This window comes from Flavobacterium indicum GPTSA100-9 = DSM 17447 (genome assembly GCF_000455605.1).
GTDB classification, from domain to species: Bacteria; Bacteroidota; Bacteroidia; order Flavobacteriales; family Flavobacteriaceae; genus Flavobacterium; species Flavobacterium indicum.
In genome coordinates, this window is record NC_017025.1 from 1,356,172 (window position 1) to 1,371,840 (window position 15,669).

Annotated in this window: 17 protein-coding genes and 3 tRNA genes; 12 read left to right on the forward strand and 8 right to left on the reverse strand. The window is 31.8% G+C overall.

The window, feature by feature from the left end:
* Positions 1–80: 80 nt before the first annotated feature.
* The gene (locus tag KQS_RS06075) at positions 81–1,697 is read left to right on the forward strand and encodes an ABC-F family ATP-binding cassette domain-containing protein (protein WP_014388314.1); all 1,617 of its coding nucleotides are present in this window, start codon (positions 81–83) and stop codon (positions 1,695–1,697) included.
* Positions 1,698–1,870: 173 nt separating this feature from the next.
* Here the strand turns inward: KQS_RS06075 and trmD are convergent, their stop codons facing one another.
* Positions 1,871–2,548: a tRNA (guanosine(37)-N1)-methyltransferase TrmD gene (trmD, locus tag KQS_RS06080; protein ID WP_014388315.1), complete on the reverse strand. Its 678-nt coding sequence runs from the start codon at positions 2,546–2,548 to the stop codon at positions 1,871–1,873.
* 68 nt (positions 2,549–2,616) lie between these two features.
* Positions 2,617–2,973: a DUF1569 domain-containing protein gene (locus KQS_RS06085; RefSeq protein WP_041252024.1), complete on the reverse strand. Its 357-nt coding sequence runs from the start codon at positions 2,971–2,973 to the stop codon at positions 2,617–2,619.
* Between the two features lie 136 nt (positions 2,974–3,109).
* Here KQS_RS06085 and KQS_RS06090 point away from each other — a divergent pair, with 136 nt between their 5' ends.
* Together KQS_RS06090 and KQS_RS06095 are read left to right on the forward strand one after the other, a co-directional pair.
* Positions 3,110–4,738 carry a class I SAM-dependent methyltransferase gene (locus tag KQS_RS06090; RefSeq protein ID WP_242400780.1) on the forward strand — a complete coding sequence of 543 codons (1,629 nt, stop codon included), beginning with the start codon at positions 3,110–3,112 and terminating at the stop codon, positions 4,736–4,738.
* Complete coding sequence (locus KQS_RS06095; protein WP_014388317.1) at positions 4,735–5,472, forward strand: hypothetical protein; 738 nt, start codon at positions 4,735–4,737, stop codon at positions 5,470–5,472. Before KQS_RS06090 ends, KQS_RS06095 begins: the two co-directional genes overlap by 4 nt.
* Here the strand turns inward: KQS_RS06095 and KQS_RS06100 are convergent.
* Positions 5,469–6,260 carry a class I SAM-dependent methyltransferase gene (locus tag KQS_RS06100; protein ID WP_014388318.1) on the reverse strand — a complete coding sequence of 264 codons (792 nt, stop codon included), beginning with the start codon at positions 6,258–6,260 and terminating at the stop codon, positions 5,469–5,471. The two genes, KQS_RS06095 and KQS_RS06100, sit on opposite strands and share 4 nt — an antisense overlap.
* Before the next feature lie 238 nt (positions 6,261–6,498).
* On the opposite strand from KQS_RS06100, the gene KQS_RS06105 reads away from it, so the two are divergent.
* From KQS_RS06105 to KQS_RS06115, 3 genes are all read left to right on the forward strand, one after another.
* Positions 6,499–7,431, forward strand: a complete 933-nt coding sequence (locus KQS_RS06105) for a peptidylprolyl isomerase (RefSeq protein WP_014388319.1) — start codon at positions 6,499–6,501, stop codon at positions 7,429–7,431.
* A gap of 93 nt (positions 7,432–7,524) precedes the next feature.
* Positions 7,525–7,830 (forward strand): c-type cytochrome, encoded by a 306-nt coding sequence (locus tag KQS_RS13970; RefSeq protein ID WP_014388320.1) that lies wholly within the window; start codon positions 7,525–7,527, stop codon positions 7,828–7,830.
* A gap of 49 nt (positions 7,831–7,879) precedes the next feature.
* Positions 7,880–8,392, forward strand: a complete 513-nt coding sequence (locus tag KQS_RS06115) for a hypothetical protein (protein WP_014388321.1) — start codon at positions 7,880–7,882, stop codon at positions 8,390–8,392.
* Positions 8,393–8,394: 2 nt separating this feature from the next.
* Here KQS_RS06115 and KQS_RS06120 read toward each other — a convergent pair whose 3' ends face one another.
* Positions 8,395–9,477, reverse strand: a complete 1,083-nt coding sequence (locus KQS_RS06120; protein ID WP_014388322.1) for a hypothetical protein — start codon at positions 9,475–9,477, stop codon at positions 8,395–8,397.
* Positions 9,478–9,777: 300 nt separating this feature from the next.
* Here KQS_RS06120 and KQS_RS06130 point away from each other — a divergent pair, with 300 nt between their 5' ends.
* The gene (locus KQS_RS06130) at positions 9,778–10,161 is read left to right on the forward strand and encodes a pyrophosphohydrolase domain-containing protein (RefSeq protein ID WP_014388324.1); all 384 of its coding nucleotides are present in this window, start codon (positions 9,778–9,780) and stop codon (positions 10,159–10,161) included.
* A gap of 54 nt (positions 10,162–10,215) precedes the next feature.
* Here the strand turns inward: KQS_RS06130 and KQS_RS06135 are convergent, their stop codons facing one another.
* Entirely contained in the window at positions 10,216–11,280 is a 1,065-nt protein-coding gene (locus tag KQS_RS06135; RefSeq protein ID WP_014388325.1) for a branched-chain amino acid aminotransferase, read from the reverse strand.
* A gap of 168 nt (positions 11,281–11,448) precedes the next feature.
* Here KQS_RS06135 and KQS_RS06140 point away from each other — a divergent pair, with 168 nt between their 5' ends.
* Together KQS_RS06140 and KQS_RS06145 are read left to right on the forward strand one after the other, a co-directional pair.
* Positions 11,449–11,943 (forward strand): DUF4920 domain-containing protein, encoded by a 495-nt coding sequence (locus tag KQS_RS06140; protein WP_014388326.1) that lies wholly within the window; start codon positions 11,449–11,451, stop codon positions 11,941–11,943.
* A 1-nt stretch (position 11,944) separates the two neighbouring features.
* A complete protein-coding gene (locus tag KQS_RS06145) occupies positions 11,945–12,385 on the forward strand; it encodes a hypothetical protein (protein ID WP_014388327.1) in 441 nt (146 codons plus the stop codon).
* A 36-nt stretch (positions 12,386–12,421) separates the two neighbouring features.
* Here KQS_RS06145 and KQS_RS06150 read toward each other — a convergent pair whose 3' ends face one another.
* The gene (locus KQS_RS06150; RefSeq protein ID WP_014388328.1) at positions 12,422–13,183 is read right to left on the reverse strand and encodes a C40 family peptidase; all 762 of its coding nucleotides are present in this window, start codon (positions 13,181–13,183) and stop codon (positions 12,422–12,424) included.
* Positions 13,184–13,247: 64 nt separating this feature from the next.
* Positions 13,248–14,426: an acetyl-CoA C-acyltransferase gene (locus KQS_RS06155; protein ID WP_014388329.1), complete on the reverse strand. Its 1,179-nt coding sequence runs from the start codon at positions 14,424–14,426 to the stop codon at positions 13,248–13,250.
* Between the two features lie 257 nt (positions 14,427–14,683).
* On the opposite strand from KQS_RS06155, the gene KQS_RS06160 reads away from it, so the two are divergent.
* The 3 genes from KQS_RS06160 (at position 14,684) to KQS_RS06170 (ending at position 14,971) form a co-directional block, all read left to right on the forward strand.
* Positions 14,684–14,767 (forward strand) — tRNA-Ser (locus tag KQS_RS06160).
* A gap of 14 nt (positions 14,768–14,781) precedes the next feature.
* Positions 14,782–14,856 (forward strand) — tRNA-Pro (locus tag KQS_RS06165).
* Between the two features lie 41 nt (positions 14,857–14,897).
* Positions 14,898–14,971: transfer RNA gene (locus KQS_RS06170), tRNA-Arg, on the forward strand.
* A 124-nt stretch (positions 14,972–15,095) separates the two neighbouring features.
* Here KQS_RS06170 and KQS_RS06175 read toward each other — a convergent pair.
* Entirely contained in the window at positions 15,096–15,659 is a 564-nt protein-coding gene (locus KQS_RS06175; protein WP_014388330.1) for a YceI family protein, read from the reverse strand.
* Positions 15,660–15,669 lie beyond the last annotated feature (10 nt).

Consider the following 15,669-nt stretch of genomic DNA (forward strand, 5'->3'; position numbering starts at 1 on the left):
AAATAATAATACTAAAAATTAATGTTAAACTCAATCTAAATTGCTAATTTTGCCACAATTTTAAAAAACTATTTGAATACATGCTAACAGTATCTAATTTATCCGTTCAATTTGGGAAAAGAATATTATTTGATGAAGTAAACGTGACCTTTACTCAAGGAAATTGTTACGGAATCATTGGTGCCAATGGTGCTGGAAAATCAACATTTCTTAAAATACTTTCAGGAGATTTTGATCCAACTTCAGGAAGAGTTATTCTTGAACCAGGAAAACGTATGTCGGTTTTAAATCAGAACCACAATATGTTTGATGACTATACGGTTTTAGAAACAGTTTTAATGGGTAACAAAGTATTGCATGCTGTAAAGCAAGAAATGGATGCTTTGTATGCCGATTATGATGATAAAAATGCAGACAGAATTGGTGAATTACAATTGCAATTCGATGAAATGAATGGATGGAACGCTGAAAGTGATGCGGCTACTTTATTATCAAATTTAGAAATTGGTCCAGAGTTTCATTATACTCCAATGAGTGAAATGGATGGAAAATTAAAAGTTCGTGTGTTATTAGCGCAAGCTTTATTTGGTAATCCTGATGTGTTAATTATGGACGAGCCTACCAATGACTTGGATTTTGAAACTATTGGTTGGTTAGAAAATTTCTTAGCTAATTATGAAAATACGGTTTTAGTTGTATCGCACGACCGTCACTTTTTAGATGCGGTTTGTACACATATTTCCGATATTGATTTTGGTAAAATTACTCATTATTCAGGAAATTATACGTTTTGGTATGAGTCGTCTCAATTAGCGGCGCGTCAACGAGCACAACAAAATAAGAAAGCGGAAGAGAAAAAAGCGGAATTAGAGGAATTTATTCGTCGTTTTAGTGCGAACGTTGCGAAGTCTAAACAAGCAACTTCTCGTAAAAAAATGATTGAAAAATTAAATATTGATGAGATTAAACCGTCAAGTCGTAGATATCCAGCCATTATTTTTGAACAAGAAAGAGAAGCTGGAGATCAAATTTTAAATGTACAAAATTTAGCGGCCTCAATTGATGGAGAAGTTTTGTTTAAAAATGTTGACATCAATATGGCTAAAGGCGATAAAGTAGTAGTGTTTTCAAAAGACTCTCGTGCTACAACAGCCTTTTACGAAATATTAAATAATAATTTACAAGCTGATGCTGGTACGGTTGAATGGGGAATTACAACTTCTCAGTCTTATTTGCCAGTAGAAAATCACGATTTCTTTAAAAGTGATTTAAATTTAGTTGATTGGTTACGTCAATGGGTTAAAACCGAAGAAGAAAGAGACGAAGTTTATGTTCGTGGATTCTTAGGTAAAATGATTTTCTCAGGTGAAGAAGCCTTAAAAAAATGTAATGTTTTATCGGGAGGTGAGAAAGTGCGTTGTATGTTATCTCGAATGATGATGATTAGAGCTAATGTATTGATGTTAGATGAACCTACCAATCACCTTGACTTAGAATCAATTACAGCTTTTAATAATTCATTAAAAAACTTTAAAGGTTCGGTTCTATTTACTACACATGACCACGAATTTGCTCAAACCGTTGGAAATAGAATTTTAGAATTAACTCCAAAAGGATGTATTGATCGTTACATGACGTTTGATGAATATTTAGAAGATCCAAAAATTAAAGAATTGAGAAAAGAAATGTATTCTTAATTTAAATAATTTACAATAAAAAATCCCGAGTAGCAACCCGGGATTTTTTATTTATTTTTAGTCTTGAAATAATCATCAATATCTTTTTTGGCTTTAGTACCATATTTATTTGCATAAAAAGCTCCAACTAAAATTGCAATTAAAAATAAAACCTCTTTCATGTAATTAGTAATTTATTCTTCCAATAGATCTGGACGCCTGTTCAAGGTATGTTCATACGCTTTTTGTTCGCGCCATTTTTCAATTTCAGGAAAATTACCACTTAATAAAATATCAGGAACTTTTAAGCCTTTGTATTCTGCAGGTCTTGTGTAAATTGGATGTGACAGTAAGTTGTCTTGAAAACTGTCTGTTAAAGCCGAAGTTTCATCACTTAAAACTCCAGGAATTAGACGAATTAATGCATCACACAATACAATAGCACCAATTTCGCCACCGCTTAAAACATAATCTCCAATTGAAATTTCTTTAGTAATATGCATATCTCGTACCCTTTGATCCACACCTTTATAGTGGCCACATAATATGATTATATTCTGTAACATCGACATGGAATTGGCCATTTTTTGTTTTAATGTTTCTCCGTCGGGTGTCATATAAATTACTTCGTCGTACTTTCGTTCTTCTTTTAATTTGGAAATACATAAATCAATGGGTTCACACATCATAACCATTCCGGCACCCCCACCAAATTGATAATCATCCACATTTTTATGTTTGTTGGAACTGTAATCACGTAAGTTATGAAAATGAACTTCCACTAATCCTTTTTGAATGGCACGTTTCATAATTGATCCTTCAAACGGACTTCTTAATAAATCGGGTAAAACGGTGATGATATCTATTCTCATGGCATATTTTTTTCGAGAAGGCAAAGATAAGGAACAATATATTTTTATCTAGAAATGAATAGAATTTATTATACTCCAAATTGTTTTAAATGATGATCTAAATGTTTCCAATGTAAATTATTCCAATCTTCTGAATTCATTTTACCCCAAAAAGGATGTTTGATGCACTTAATAGCTTGTTCGCCTTCCTGAAAACGACTTATATTTTTTATCAACTCTTGTTGTACAGTATTGAAATCAAAATTTGTATTGTATTTGAATTCTTTTGCCGTTGGACTATTTTTATCAAATTCAGGTTTTTTTAAAACCATGTTTTTTAATAGCCTTCCTAAAATTCGAAATGCAACTGGTACATGAAGTTCTTTTTCATTAAATGACACTAAAACTGCATCATTGCAATGTTGTAACATTTGATCTACATTCATTTTACCCCTAAAGCTTTCGTGTGTGGCGTTAATTGTTGCACTCTTTTTATAATTTCTTGATTGTCGGATAAATTGAAAATAGATTTCATAATTTTTATTTTATTGGTTAAAGGTATTAAAAAATGAAAAAATGATCATGTTTTTTATTAAATTTGAGAAAATCTACGCACAAATGGAAGAATATTACAGACAACTTTTGTTTCGTCATTTAGACGGAATTGTATGCATTCCAATTTTAGGCTGTTTACAAGAAAATGGAATCATTGATTATATCAAGTTAAATGAGAACTTTACATTACATGAGGTAGCGCAGTTTAAAAAATCTAATGTTGGGTATTTGCATGTTGCTTTACGATGTTTAGCTTCTCAGGGTATTTTAAAGTATCAGTCGGGTGAAAATCCAGACGCAATCGTTTTCAAACATTCTGAAAAAACGCTTCCTTTTTTAAGTTTAGTTACTTTAATTCAACCCGTTTATGCTCGATTTAAAAAATCAGATTTTTTTACTTCAGTGCATTGGAACAGCTCACATAAAGAAGAAGTACAGTTTTTATTTTCAGAATATAGAAACATCCAAAATCAGTTGAAAAAAGAAATCAGTTCGTATGCCGAGGATTTGAGACTTATGTTAGAAGGATTTTTTGTTGGTCCCATCATTGTTGGTTTAGGTATGACGGGTATGTTTCATAACTATTTTATGGAAAGTTCATTTACAGCTGAAGAATTTCATAAAGAACCACAATTATTTGAAACTATATTGGAATTTTTAAGTCAGCTAGGTTGGTTTTCAGAAAAGAATAAACATTATCAATTTACAGATTTAGGTTTGTCTTTTGCAAAAAAAGCAACCGCATATGGCGTAACGGTTTCTTATTTACCTATGTTTCAATCCTTAGATAAATTGTTGTTTGGAAATGCAACTGAAGTTAAAGAGTATACCTTATTAGAAACAGAAAAGCATGTTAATAGAGAAATGAATGTATGGGGTAGTGGTGGTGCACACAGTACTTATTTTAAGGCGATTGATTCTGTTATACTTTCCATTTTTAATCAACCTTTAGACCAACAACCCAAAGGGATTTTAGATATGGGATGTGGAAATGGTGCTTTTTTGATTCACCTGTATACTGTTATTGAGCGTTTTACGTTGAGAGGAAAACATTTGCAAGATTATCCCTTGTTTTTAGTAGGTGTAGATTACAACACGGCTGCCTTAAAAGTAACCCGTTCCAATTTAATTTCGGCAGATATTTGGGCTAAAGTGATTTGGGGAGATATTAGTGATCCTAGTCAATTAGCACAAGATTTATTAGAAAATTACGCCATAGAATTAGGGGATTTATTAAATGTACGAACGTTTTTAGATCATAACCGAATTTGGGAAGAAGTAGTTACAACTTCTGAAGTAAAATATGGTTTAAGTTCAGGCGCTTATGCTAGTAAAGGCCAATTTTTATCCTCTGAAATTGTACAAGAAAATTTAAAGCAACATTTCTTAAAATGGAAGCCATATATAGAAAAAAACGGATTGTTATTAATTGAATTACATACCGTTAATCCAAACCTAGTGGCCAATCATTTAGGAAAAACTGCTGCAACGGCTTATGATGCAACACACGGTTTCTCAGATCAATATATTGTGGAGATTGATAATTTTATTGATGTTTTAAATCGAATTGGATTATGTTCACAGTCTGAATATTTTAAAAAATATCCGAATACCGATTTAGCAACGGTGAGTTTACATGTAATTAAAAGTAGATGATGAATTTAAAAACAACAGTTTCCATTTTTTTAATTGCCTTAACTGTTCAATTTAGTTTTGCGGATGCATTACCCTTCAAAAGCAACGAACATATTGAAGTTGAATATGAAAATATAGATACGTTACAGTTGGTTAAAATTGGTTGTATTTACGAAGATGATTCTGTTAACGATACCATATATGATTGTGAAGGTAGTAAATGTTTTTATTATGATGGGTTTAGGTTTTTGAAAATGACCAGATTTGTACCCAATTCATTTAAAATTATTTTCCATTTTAAGGATAGAGTTTTAGTAAGTCCAGTTCTTTATGATAATGGAAATACTTCTTTTCATAAATTGAAAGTACGTCAAAATGGGGTAGAAAATATTACTCCCATTTTTGGTACCTCTTTACGAAATTACTTTTTGGCATTTTTTAGTACCCTGTTTATTGAGTTACTCATGGCATTCAGTTATTTTAAGAAAAATAAAATGGATCTTTCAAATGTAAAGTATGTTGTTTTAATTAATAGTATTTCGCATCCCATTTTATGGCTCATTTCTGCCAACTATATTGGTTTTAGTGCAGGAAATTTATTCGGTGAACCTGTAGTTTTGGTTCTGGAAGCCCTATTGTTACTAAAACTAATCTCGCCAAAAATTTCTAGAACAAAAGCATTTTATTTGAGTTTCCTGATGAATAGTATGAGCTTTATTATTGGAGGAATTCTCTATTTAATTTTTAGAAACTAATACTTACTGGCTACCAATCCATACATCATTGGAATTTTATTGTCAAAAGATTGAATTCTGAATTTTCCAGGTTCAAATTCGATAGTATTGTTGAAACAAGCGTAATGCGAATAATCAAATTCTTGAAACCAATTTATTTGAAGTTTTTGATTGATTAACGCTTGTATGACTTCACTTAAACTGTGGTTCCAGGTAATAGTTTGATTATCAATATTGGCATATCTATCTGCATAAGTACCTGTTTCTTCTTCAATTATTGGTTCAGATTTGAAATAATTGTATTGAACATGAGTGAAATTAGTATCATACATCCAAACGACAGGATGAAATTCAAAAAAAACTAATTTACCTCCAGGCTTCAACGCTTGGGCTATAACATTTGCCCATTGGTCTAAATCCGGCAACCATCCAATAGTTCCGTAACTGGTATAAACTATATCAAATTGTTCGGAAATATGAGCTAAAGTATCGTATACATTACAACAAATAAATTGCGCATCTAAACCAAGTTGTGTATTCATATTTTGGGCAACTGCAATGGCTTTATCAGAGAAATCAATTCCAGTAACTTTAGCGCCCATTCTAGCTAAAGAAAGTGAATCTTGACCAAAATGACATTGTAAATGCAAAATACTTTTACCATTAATAGCACCTAAGGCTTGAATATCTGTAAAAGGAACAGTGTTTTCTCCATTTAGGAAAGCATTGTTGTTGTAAAAATCTGAAGTTACATGTACGTCCACTTTGCTGTTCCAAGTGTTTTTATTAAGATTGATGTAGTTGTTCATGTTTTGATTTTATTTGTTCTACCTGAAAGTATTTAAAACAGGTTGGGTATAAATTTATTATGTTTAAAATATTTGAATCGAAGCACTAAATGACAAGTTTAGCCCTGATGGAAGCAAACTACCGTGTAGTGCGGACAGCAGGACAAGTAGTGATAGGAAAATATTTTTTTCTGCTTCTTAAAATCAAAAATAGCGAAAATAATAGTAAATTTGCACATCTTTAAAAAATAAAAATAGTATGCAAGACGGTATTTACGCTAAATTTAATACACCTAAAGGAAGTATTTTAGTAAAATTAACGCACGATAAAACGCCTGGAACTGTTGGGAACTTTGTAGGTTTAGCAGAAGGACAATTAGATAATGAAGCCAAACCAATGGGAAAACCGTATTATGATGGATTAAAATTCCACCGTGTTATTCCCGATTTTATGATTCAAGGAGGATGTCCTCAAGGAACAGGTGTAGGCGGACCAGGATATCAATTTGATGATGAGTTTCATCCAGAATTAAGACATGACAAACCGGGTGTGTTGTCTATGGCAAATGCAGGTCCTGGAACGAATGGTTCTCAGTTTTTCATTACACACGTAGAAACACCATGGTTAGATGGTAAGCATACTGTTTTTGGTCATGTTGTAGAAGGTCAGGCTGTTGTGGATGCAGTAGCTCAAGGTGATACTATTGAAAGTATTGAAATTGTTAGAGTTGGTGCTGAGGCAGAAAAATGGAATGCAATTGAAGCATTTAGAACATTTGAAGGTTCTAGAGAACAACGTTTAGCTGAAGAAAAAAGATTAGCTGAAGAAGCGTTAGAAAAATTAGCGGCTGGTTTCCAAAAAACAGAAAGCGGATTACGTTACCAAATTATTCAAAAGGGTAGTGGTAAACAAGCAGAAAAAGGGAAAAAGGTTTCAGTACACTATCAAGGAGCTTTAGAAAACGGTATGGTTTTCGATTCTTCATACAAAAGAAAACAACCGATTGATTTTACTTTAGGTGTAGGTCAAGTGATTGAAGGTTGGGACGAAGGTATTGCCTTGTTACAAGTAGGTGATAAAGCTCGTTTTGTTATCCCTTCTTATTTAGGTTATGGTTCAAGAGGGGCTGGTGGTGTAATTCCTCCTAATGCTACTTTAGTGTTTGATGTGGAATTAATGGATGTGAAATAATTGACGTTTTCATTAAAACTTTAATAAATTAAAATCCCAAGATTTATTCTTGGGATTTTTTATTACATTTGATTACCAAAATAAACTAAGAATATGAAAAAAATACAATCTGTAGTAGCAATTGCTATAGTATTTATGCTTGCATTTGCTTGTGCTTCAAAGCAAGCTACCACTTCAACTTCTCCTATAAAAGAACAAGTTTTATCGCAAATGACAATGAGTACTGAACAAGCGGAAGGAAAAGCTTTGTTTGAAACAAATTGTGCAAAATGTCATAAGTTATATGATCCAAAAAACTTTTCTGCTGAGGAATGGAAACCTATTGTTGAACGTATGACTAAGAAAGCGCGTTTAGCTCCTGAACAAGGAGCAAAGATTTATGCTTATGTTTCTATGTAATTTTAAAATATTATAGTACTTTGGCTCACTCTTTGTGAGCCTTTTTTATATGAAACAAATTGTAGTCTTTTTTATTTTATTTTCCAGTGTAAGTTTTGGTCAAATTACTGGAGTACCGCACTGTGGATATGATTTTACCTCCTATGTGGTAGTAAATGCACATGAAGAAAATCAGAAAGTAAATGTAAAAGATTTAAAAATTTCTTTAGTTGATTTGGACGGTAATGAGGTTTTGAATACCAATAATGCAATTAGTTTAGTAAATAACAATTTACCTTTACTATTTACCCAAAATTATCAGATAACTTTAGAAAATAATCAACAAAGATGGTATTTTCCTTATGCCACGGATCAATATTTTTTGGTAGTGAGAAATACGATTTCAATTGAAGATTATCAAATAAAAATTGAAGATACTAAGGGGAAGTACCAAACACAGATTGTTCCTTTAAGTAGCTTAAACTTATATATTCTTTGTTCAACTGAAGCAGAGAAACAAGCACGCACATTTGGCCCCAAAACTTCTAACCAAATGGTAGAAGTTGTTTTGACTAAAATTTAAAATTATTTTATTGAATTTTCTGGAATTGTTGGCGCCGTTTCAGAATTTGTTTTTGTAGAATCGTTAACGATTCTTTTTTTAGGTTTCCTTTTTACTACTGGTATATAAATTTCGGTTTCCCATTTAGAAGGTTCTTTAACTTCAGGTAATGCTCTTTTGTAAATACCAATATAGGTTCCGTTTTTATCTTCAGTAAACTTATTTTTATAAATAAACTGACGTGCTTTGCTCCAAGCTTGTTTGGTATGTGAATAATCTCCTCTTAAAATTGTTTTTACTGCTAAAAATTCATCGTAATGATTACCTTGAATTTGACTTTCTGGGGTGGTTAAAATTTCATCTTTTACAGGAACACACATAGAATACTTGATAAAACTTGTGTTGGGATTGTTGTGGAAGATGACAAAAGGCACACCAAGTGTTTGGATATTATTATTTTTTATAAAAGATTTCATTGAAGTAAGTAAGGTTTTTGATTTTTTATTGAAATCTTTAGTTAGACAAGAATCTTTTTGTTCAATAAAATTAGTTTCAGGTCTAACAACTAAACCATGAACATCAATTTTAAAATTCCCTAACTCGTTTACTAAGTAATTGTTTATTTTAGTTAACCCATCTTCAATTTGTGGACCAACATAGCTAGTAATTCCTCCGTTTAATACAGAATAAATCTTTTCTTTAAAGCTTAGTTCTCCTTGTATGGTTACATTAGCTAAAGTTCCCGATTTAACTTTAATAAATTTCCAGTGTAATGATTGTTTGTTGTCCTTTTCGATGTAATCCTGAGCAATTGAATCTTTATGAGCAAATTTTGTTGCAATTAAATTAGTATCATCCCATTTTACATATGCTTTTTCTCCAATTGGATTACTTGAAATGGTGTATTTAAAATCTTCAGATGTTTCAAACTGTTGCCAATCAATCCAATTTGAATAATCGTTTACATATTCAAATACTTGAGAAGGAGGCATAATTATTTCTTTAGATTTTGTAATCTTATAAGTGGCAGGTTGTGTGGCTACAAATACTACAAAGGCTAATAAAAATAGCAAGAATAAAAGCGCAAAATATTTTACTAATTTCATAATTTGGGAGATGATTCCTCCAAATTTATAAAAAATTATTCTTTAATAACTGTTTTAATCAAAAATAAAAACAAAATAAACAATAAAAATCCTAATAAAACCCATTTTACACCTTTATAATTTTTTTTATGGATGTTAGCATCTTTCCGATACATAAAGAACATGGTAATAATAAAAGAGATAGCAAATACTATCGCAAAAATAGTTTGGCCTTTTGAAAACATGTTGATAAAATTTATAGCAAAATTAAGGATTATCATATTTATAATATAATTTTAGAGGGTTAAAAAAATGAGAATTATGCAAAAACAATTAGAAGCAGTTAAATTATTTCATACTTCTTTCGGATTAGGAGTAAGTGATGAAATGAAAGCGTGTTTGGGAGAACAAAAAAACATGTTACGTTTTAATTTGATGAAAGAAGAAAACGAAGAATATTTAGAAGCAGTTCAAAATAATGATTTGGTTGAAATTGCAGATGCTCTTGGAGATATGTTGTATATATTGTGTGGTACTATTTTAGAACATGGATTACAACATAAGATTGAAGAAGTTTTTGATGAAATTCAAAGAAGCAACATGAGTAAATTAGGAGAAGACGGACAACCGATTTATAGAGAAGATGGTAAAGTAATGAAAGGCCCTAATTATTTTAAGCCTAATTTTGAAGAAATTTTGAAATAAAAAAAGTTGCCTTAGATATTATAAGGCAACTTTTTATAAATATTCATATTGTATTTATACTTTAACAGTCCAACCAAAAGTATCTTCCAATTCTTTGGTTTGAATACCAGTTAATTTGGTTTTAATTTCTTGAGCAAAAGAATTTTCCATTTTTGGTAATTCAAAGTACTCTCCTTTATAAGAGAACCCAGCAATAGGATTAATTACGGCTGCTGTTCCGGCACCAAATATTTCTTTTAAGCTTCCGTCTTTAGCAGCTTGTACTAATTCATCTACTAATACTGAACGTACTTCAACTTGAATTCCTTCTCTCTTAGCTAAATCAATAACTGACTTTCTTGTTACACCATCTAAAATTCTTTCAGAAGTTGGAGCTGTATAAAGTACGTCATTAATTCTAAAGAAAACATTCATGGTTCCTGCTTCTTCTAGCTTGGTATGTGTAGCATCATCCGTCCAAATGATTTGTTGGAATCCTTCTTCGTTAGCTAATTTAGTAGGATAAAATTGCCCAGAGTAATTTCCTGCAGCTTTAGCAGCACCTATACCACCATTAGCCGCTCTACTGAAATGCTCTGCAATAATTACTTTAACTTCACCAGAATAATATGATTTTGCAGGAGATAAAATTATCATGAATCTATATTCAGTGGATGGAGCAGCAATTACACCATGACCAGTAGCAATCATAAAAGGTCTTATGTATAAAGCACTGCCGTTACCGTGTTTTACCCAGTCTTTTTCTAATTGAATCAATTGTTTTAATCCGCCAATAAATACTTCTTCAGGTACTTCTGGCATTGCCAAACGTGTAGCACTTTTATTAAAACGATCAAAATTTTGGTCAGGTCTAAATAACCAAATATCATCATGTGCATCTTTGTAAGCTTTCATTCCTTCAAAAATAGCTTGACCATAATGAAAAACTTTAGATGAAGGATCCATTAAAAAAGGTGCATAAGGTACAATTTCAGGTTGTTGCCATACACCATCTTTATAATCACATAGTAACATGTGGTCAGTAAAAATATTTCCAAAAACTAGGTTTTCAAAATCTACTTCGTTAATTTTAGAGGATTGACATTTTGTTATTTTAATGTCGCTAATTGTGTTATTCATTGTTTGAAATTATGTAACAAAGGTTGGTTATGTTATTTGTTCCTTACAAATTTACTAAAATAATGTTTGTTTTATTGCGAAATTTAGAATAATTATTAACATTGCTAAATCATTAGAAATTCAAAAAAATAAGTACATTTGTGTTATAAAATTTATTAATTATTTAAGATGAAAACAAAAATTGCTACATTATTAGCATTAGTAGTATTGACTGCATGTGGTAAAAAAAATGAAGAAATAAAAGAAAAAGCTCCTGAAAAAGTTTTTGCTGTATTTGGAGATTCCATTTCAAAAGACAATGCTTTAACTGCTGAGCAGATGTTAAATAAATACCAGACTTTAAAATCTGGAGATACTTTAAACGTGAAATTTTCAACTAAAATCAATGAGATTTGTCAAAATAAAGGTTGTTGGATGACCTTAGATTTAGGGAATGAGCAGCAAGCATTTGTTAAGTTTAAAGACTACGGTTTTTTTGTTCCAATGAATGCACAAAATAGAGAAGTTGTTGTTGAAGGAAAAGCTTTTATAGAAGAAACACCTGTTGCAGAGTTAAAACATTATGCAGAAGATGAAGGTAAATCTCAAGCTGCAATCGATAGTATTACTGCGCCTAAGAAAGAATTGAAATTTTTAGCACATGGGGTTTTAATTGCAAAATAAGATGAAGAAATTAGTAACTGTTTTAGCATTTTCAATTTTATTTTTAAGTTGTAATTCCAATACGTCCGAAAAAGAAAAAGAGGCGTCTTGCGAAAAGCCTAAGGAAGAATTTCAGATGTATGAAATTTCAGAAATGGCAGGCTTAATGGAGCAAATGTATGTGGAAAACAAACGTTTAAGAGATCGAATTATTGCAAAAGATACCCTAGGAACATTTCCAGAATATTTTCTAAAAATTGAAAAAGCTACTTTCACGAAAGGGAAGGAGCGAGATGCTTTTTTTAACGAACATGCACAATTGTTTTTGAAAGCTCAATCTGAAATTTATACTGCAAAAGATTCAAAAGTAGCTTACAATGCTATGGTTGATCAATGCATTGCTTGCCATGAAGTAAAATGTGGCGGACCAATAATGCGGATTAAAAAATTGTACATTAAGTAAAAATTAAAAGTGATAAGTTAATATTTATCACTTTTTTTATATCAATTTCTTAATGACTCTTAATTTATGCGTATGACGACCTGTGTCTACATTATAAATTCCTAAATGATCAATACGGTCAATACGTACTTTACCAGAGGCATGAATAATGTAATTGTTCTCCATCATAATACCTACATGTATTATATTACCTTCGTCATTATCGAAAAAGGCTAAATCACCCGGTTCACTTTCTTCAATAAAACTCAAGGGCTCACCTTGTGTAGCTTGTTGTGAGGCATCGCGAAGTAATTTATAACCATTTAATTTGTACACCATTTGCGTAAAACCAGAACAATCGATACCAAAAGGTGTTTTGCCTCCCCATAAATAGGGTGCATTTAAATATAAAAAGGCAGTTTTAAGTAATTGTTCTTTGGGTTTCACACCACAAAGCTTCATGCCTTCAAATTGAAAGTTAGAAGTGTTGATTTCATTTATATCTAAAAATGATACCGAACTTCCTAAAGGAATTGGCATTAATTGATTATTACCATAAGAAACAAAATCAATTAAATCGCCGTTTAAAATGTTTGCTGTGGTTTCAATTAATTGAAATTGAGTTTCAGATAATGCTTGGTATTGTTTACTATCAATCCAACCTTCATAGTGATCAAATGCGGTTTGAATACGAATCCATTTTGGTGTGGATTCTACTATTTTGAAGTGATCTCCAAATAACAATTGGGAAACCATTTCACTTCTGTCACTGGCTTCAAATCTTATAGGAACAATAGCTAAATTACAAATTCCAAACATTTTTATTCAATTAAATAAGAAACGATTGGTATTAGAAGAAAACAATACCAATCGTTAATTTATATTATGCTTTTTCAATTACAATTGCAGAAGCTCCACCACCACCATTACAAATGGCAGCCGCTCCTAATTTTGCATTGTTTTGTTCTAATACATTAATTAAGGTTACAATTATTCTTGCACCTGAACATCCTAGAGGATGACCTAATGAAACTGCACCACCGTTAACATTAACTTTGTTGTTATCTAATCCTAAAATTTTAGCATTAGCTAATCCAACAACTGAAAATGCTTCATTAAATTCGAAGAAATCAATATCTGAAATAGAAAGTCCAGCTTTGTCTAAAGCTTTCGGTAATGCTTTTGCAGGAGCAGTTGTAAACCATTTTGGTTCCTGTGCTGCATCTGCATAAGATTTAATATATGCTAAAGGTTTTAAACCTAATTCAGCAGCTTTTTCTTCACTCATTAAAACTAATGCAGCAGCTCCATCATTAATCGTTGAAGCGTTAGCAGCAGTAACTGTTCCTTCTTTAGTAAATACAGCTGGTAAAGTAGGGATACGGTCTAATTTTACGTTTGTAAACTCTTCGTCTTTAGTAACAATAATTGGGTCGCCTTTTCTTTGAGGTACTTCTACAGGCACAATTTCTGCATCAAATTTATTAGCTTCCCATGCTGCTGCTGAGCGCTGGTACGATTGAATAGCGAAATTATCTTGATCTTCACGAGTAATATTGTACTCAGATGCACATAAATCGGCGCAAACACCCATGGCATTATTATCGTAGGCATCCGTTAAACCATCTTTTTGCATTCCGTCTACCATTGAAGTTGGTCCAAATTTTACACCATTTCTTAAATGAACATAGTGAGGAATTAAGCTCATGTTTTCCATACCACCAGCTACTACAATTTGTGCATCACCAGCCATAATAGCTTGTGCGCCTTGCATAACTGCTTTCATACCACTTGCGCAAACTTTGTTTACGGTTGTACAAGCTACTTCATTTGAAAGTCCAGCGTATAATGCTGCCTGACGAGCAGGGGCTTGTCCGTTTCCTGCTTGGACAACATTTCCCATTAAAACTTCATCAACTAATGCTGGATTTAAATTAATTTTATTTAAAGCACCTTTAATAGCTGCAGCTCCTAATTTTGTTGCGGGTACTGTTGATAAAGCTCCCATAAAACTTCCAATTGGAGTTCTTACAGCTGATACTATAACTACTTTTTTGCTCATTGTGTTTGAATTTATTTTTTGCGAATGTAACGAAATATTGTTGAATTTTAAAGTAAAAATGTATCTTTGGCCTATCAAAAACTAATACTGCTATTGAAATAGACTAGAAATGAAAAAAAAATTTAGTTCTATGTGTTTGAAAGCTAGAGTTTTTAAAAAAAAGTTGTAAAAAAAACAAAAAAAGTGTTGGAAATAATAGAATCTTGTTCTACATTTGCAACCGCAAAAAAGATAAGTTCTTTCGCAGAAAAATATTAGGAGAGGTGCCGGAGTGGTAACGGAGCAGATTGCTAATCTGTCATCGGGTAACCGATGCCAGGGTTCGAGTCCCTGTCTCTCCGCTTTTTTGTTCACACGGGGTGTAGCGTAGCCCGGTTATCGCGCCTGGTTTGGGACCAGGAGGTCGCAGGTTCGAATCCTGCCACCCCGACAAGTTTTCAGTTCCCAATTTAGCTGAAAATAAAGAAAATAGGTCTCATAGCTCAGCTGGATAGAGCAACTGCCTTCTAAGCAGTAGGTCTCAGGTTCGAATCCTGATGAGATCACAAAAAGCCTAGCATTTGCTAGGCTTTTTTGTTTTGTATTTGTTGTAAACACTGTTTTAAAAGCAAAAAAAATCCCGATTAATCGGGATTTTTTCTTCTTCATAGCATTTTAATTAAGCGTTTTTTACCAAGCTAAGTTTACTTTTAATTCAAACTCGTCGTTGATTGTTTTATCTCCTAAATCAGAGAAAAAGCTTCCTGATCCGTATTTGATATCATATTTAGTTCTGTCAATTTTTACATTAGCAGAAGCTGTAGTTCCGTTTACTACTAAATCAAAAGTTACTGGTTTAGTAATACCTTTTATTGTTAAATCAGCTGTTACAGTGTAATTGTTTTTGTTCTTTGTACTAATGTTTTTGAATACTAAAGTAGCTGTTTTGAATTTTTCTACACCAAAGAAGTCATCAGCTTTTAAGTGACCATCTAATTTATCTTTCCATTCACCTTTTAAATCAGTAGTATTAATTGATGTCATGTCTACAGTGAAAGTTCCACCTTTAACTAATCCTTTTTTGAATACTAAATTACCTTCTTTTAAATTGATAGTTCCAGTGTGTTCACCTGTTACTTTTTTACCTGTCCAATTAATTGTACTTTTAGATACATTAATTTTTTTAGTTTGTGCTGTCGTTGTAAATGTAACTAAAGCCACTAACGCTAATGCGATTGATTTTAAATTTCTCATTTTATAAATA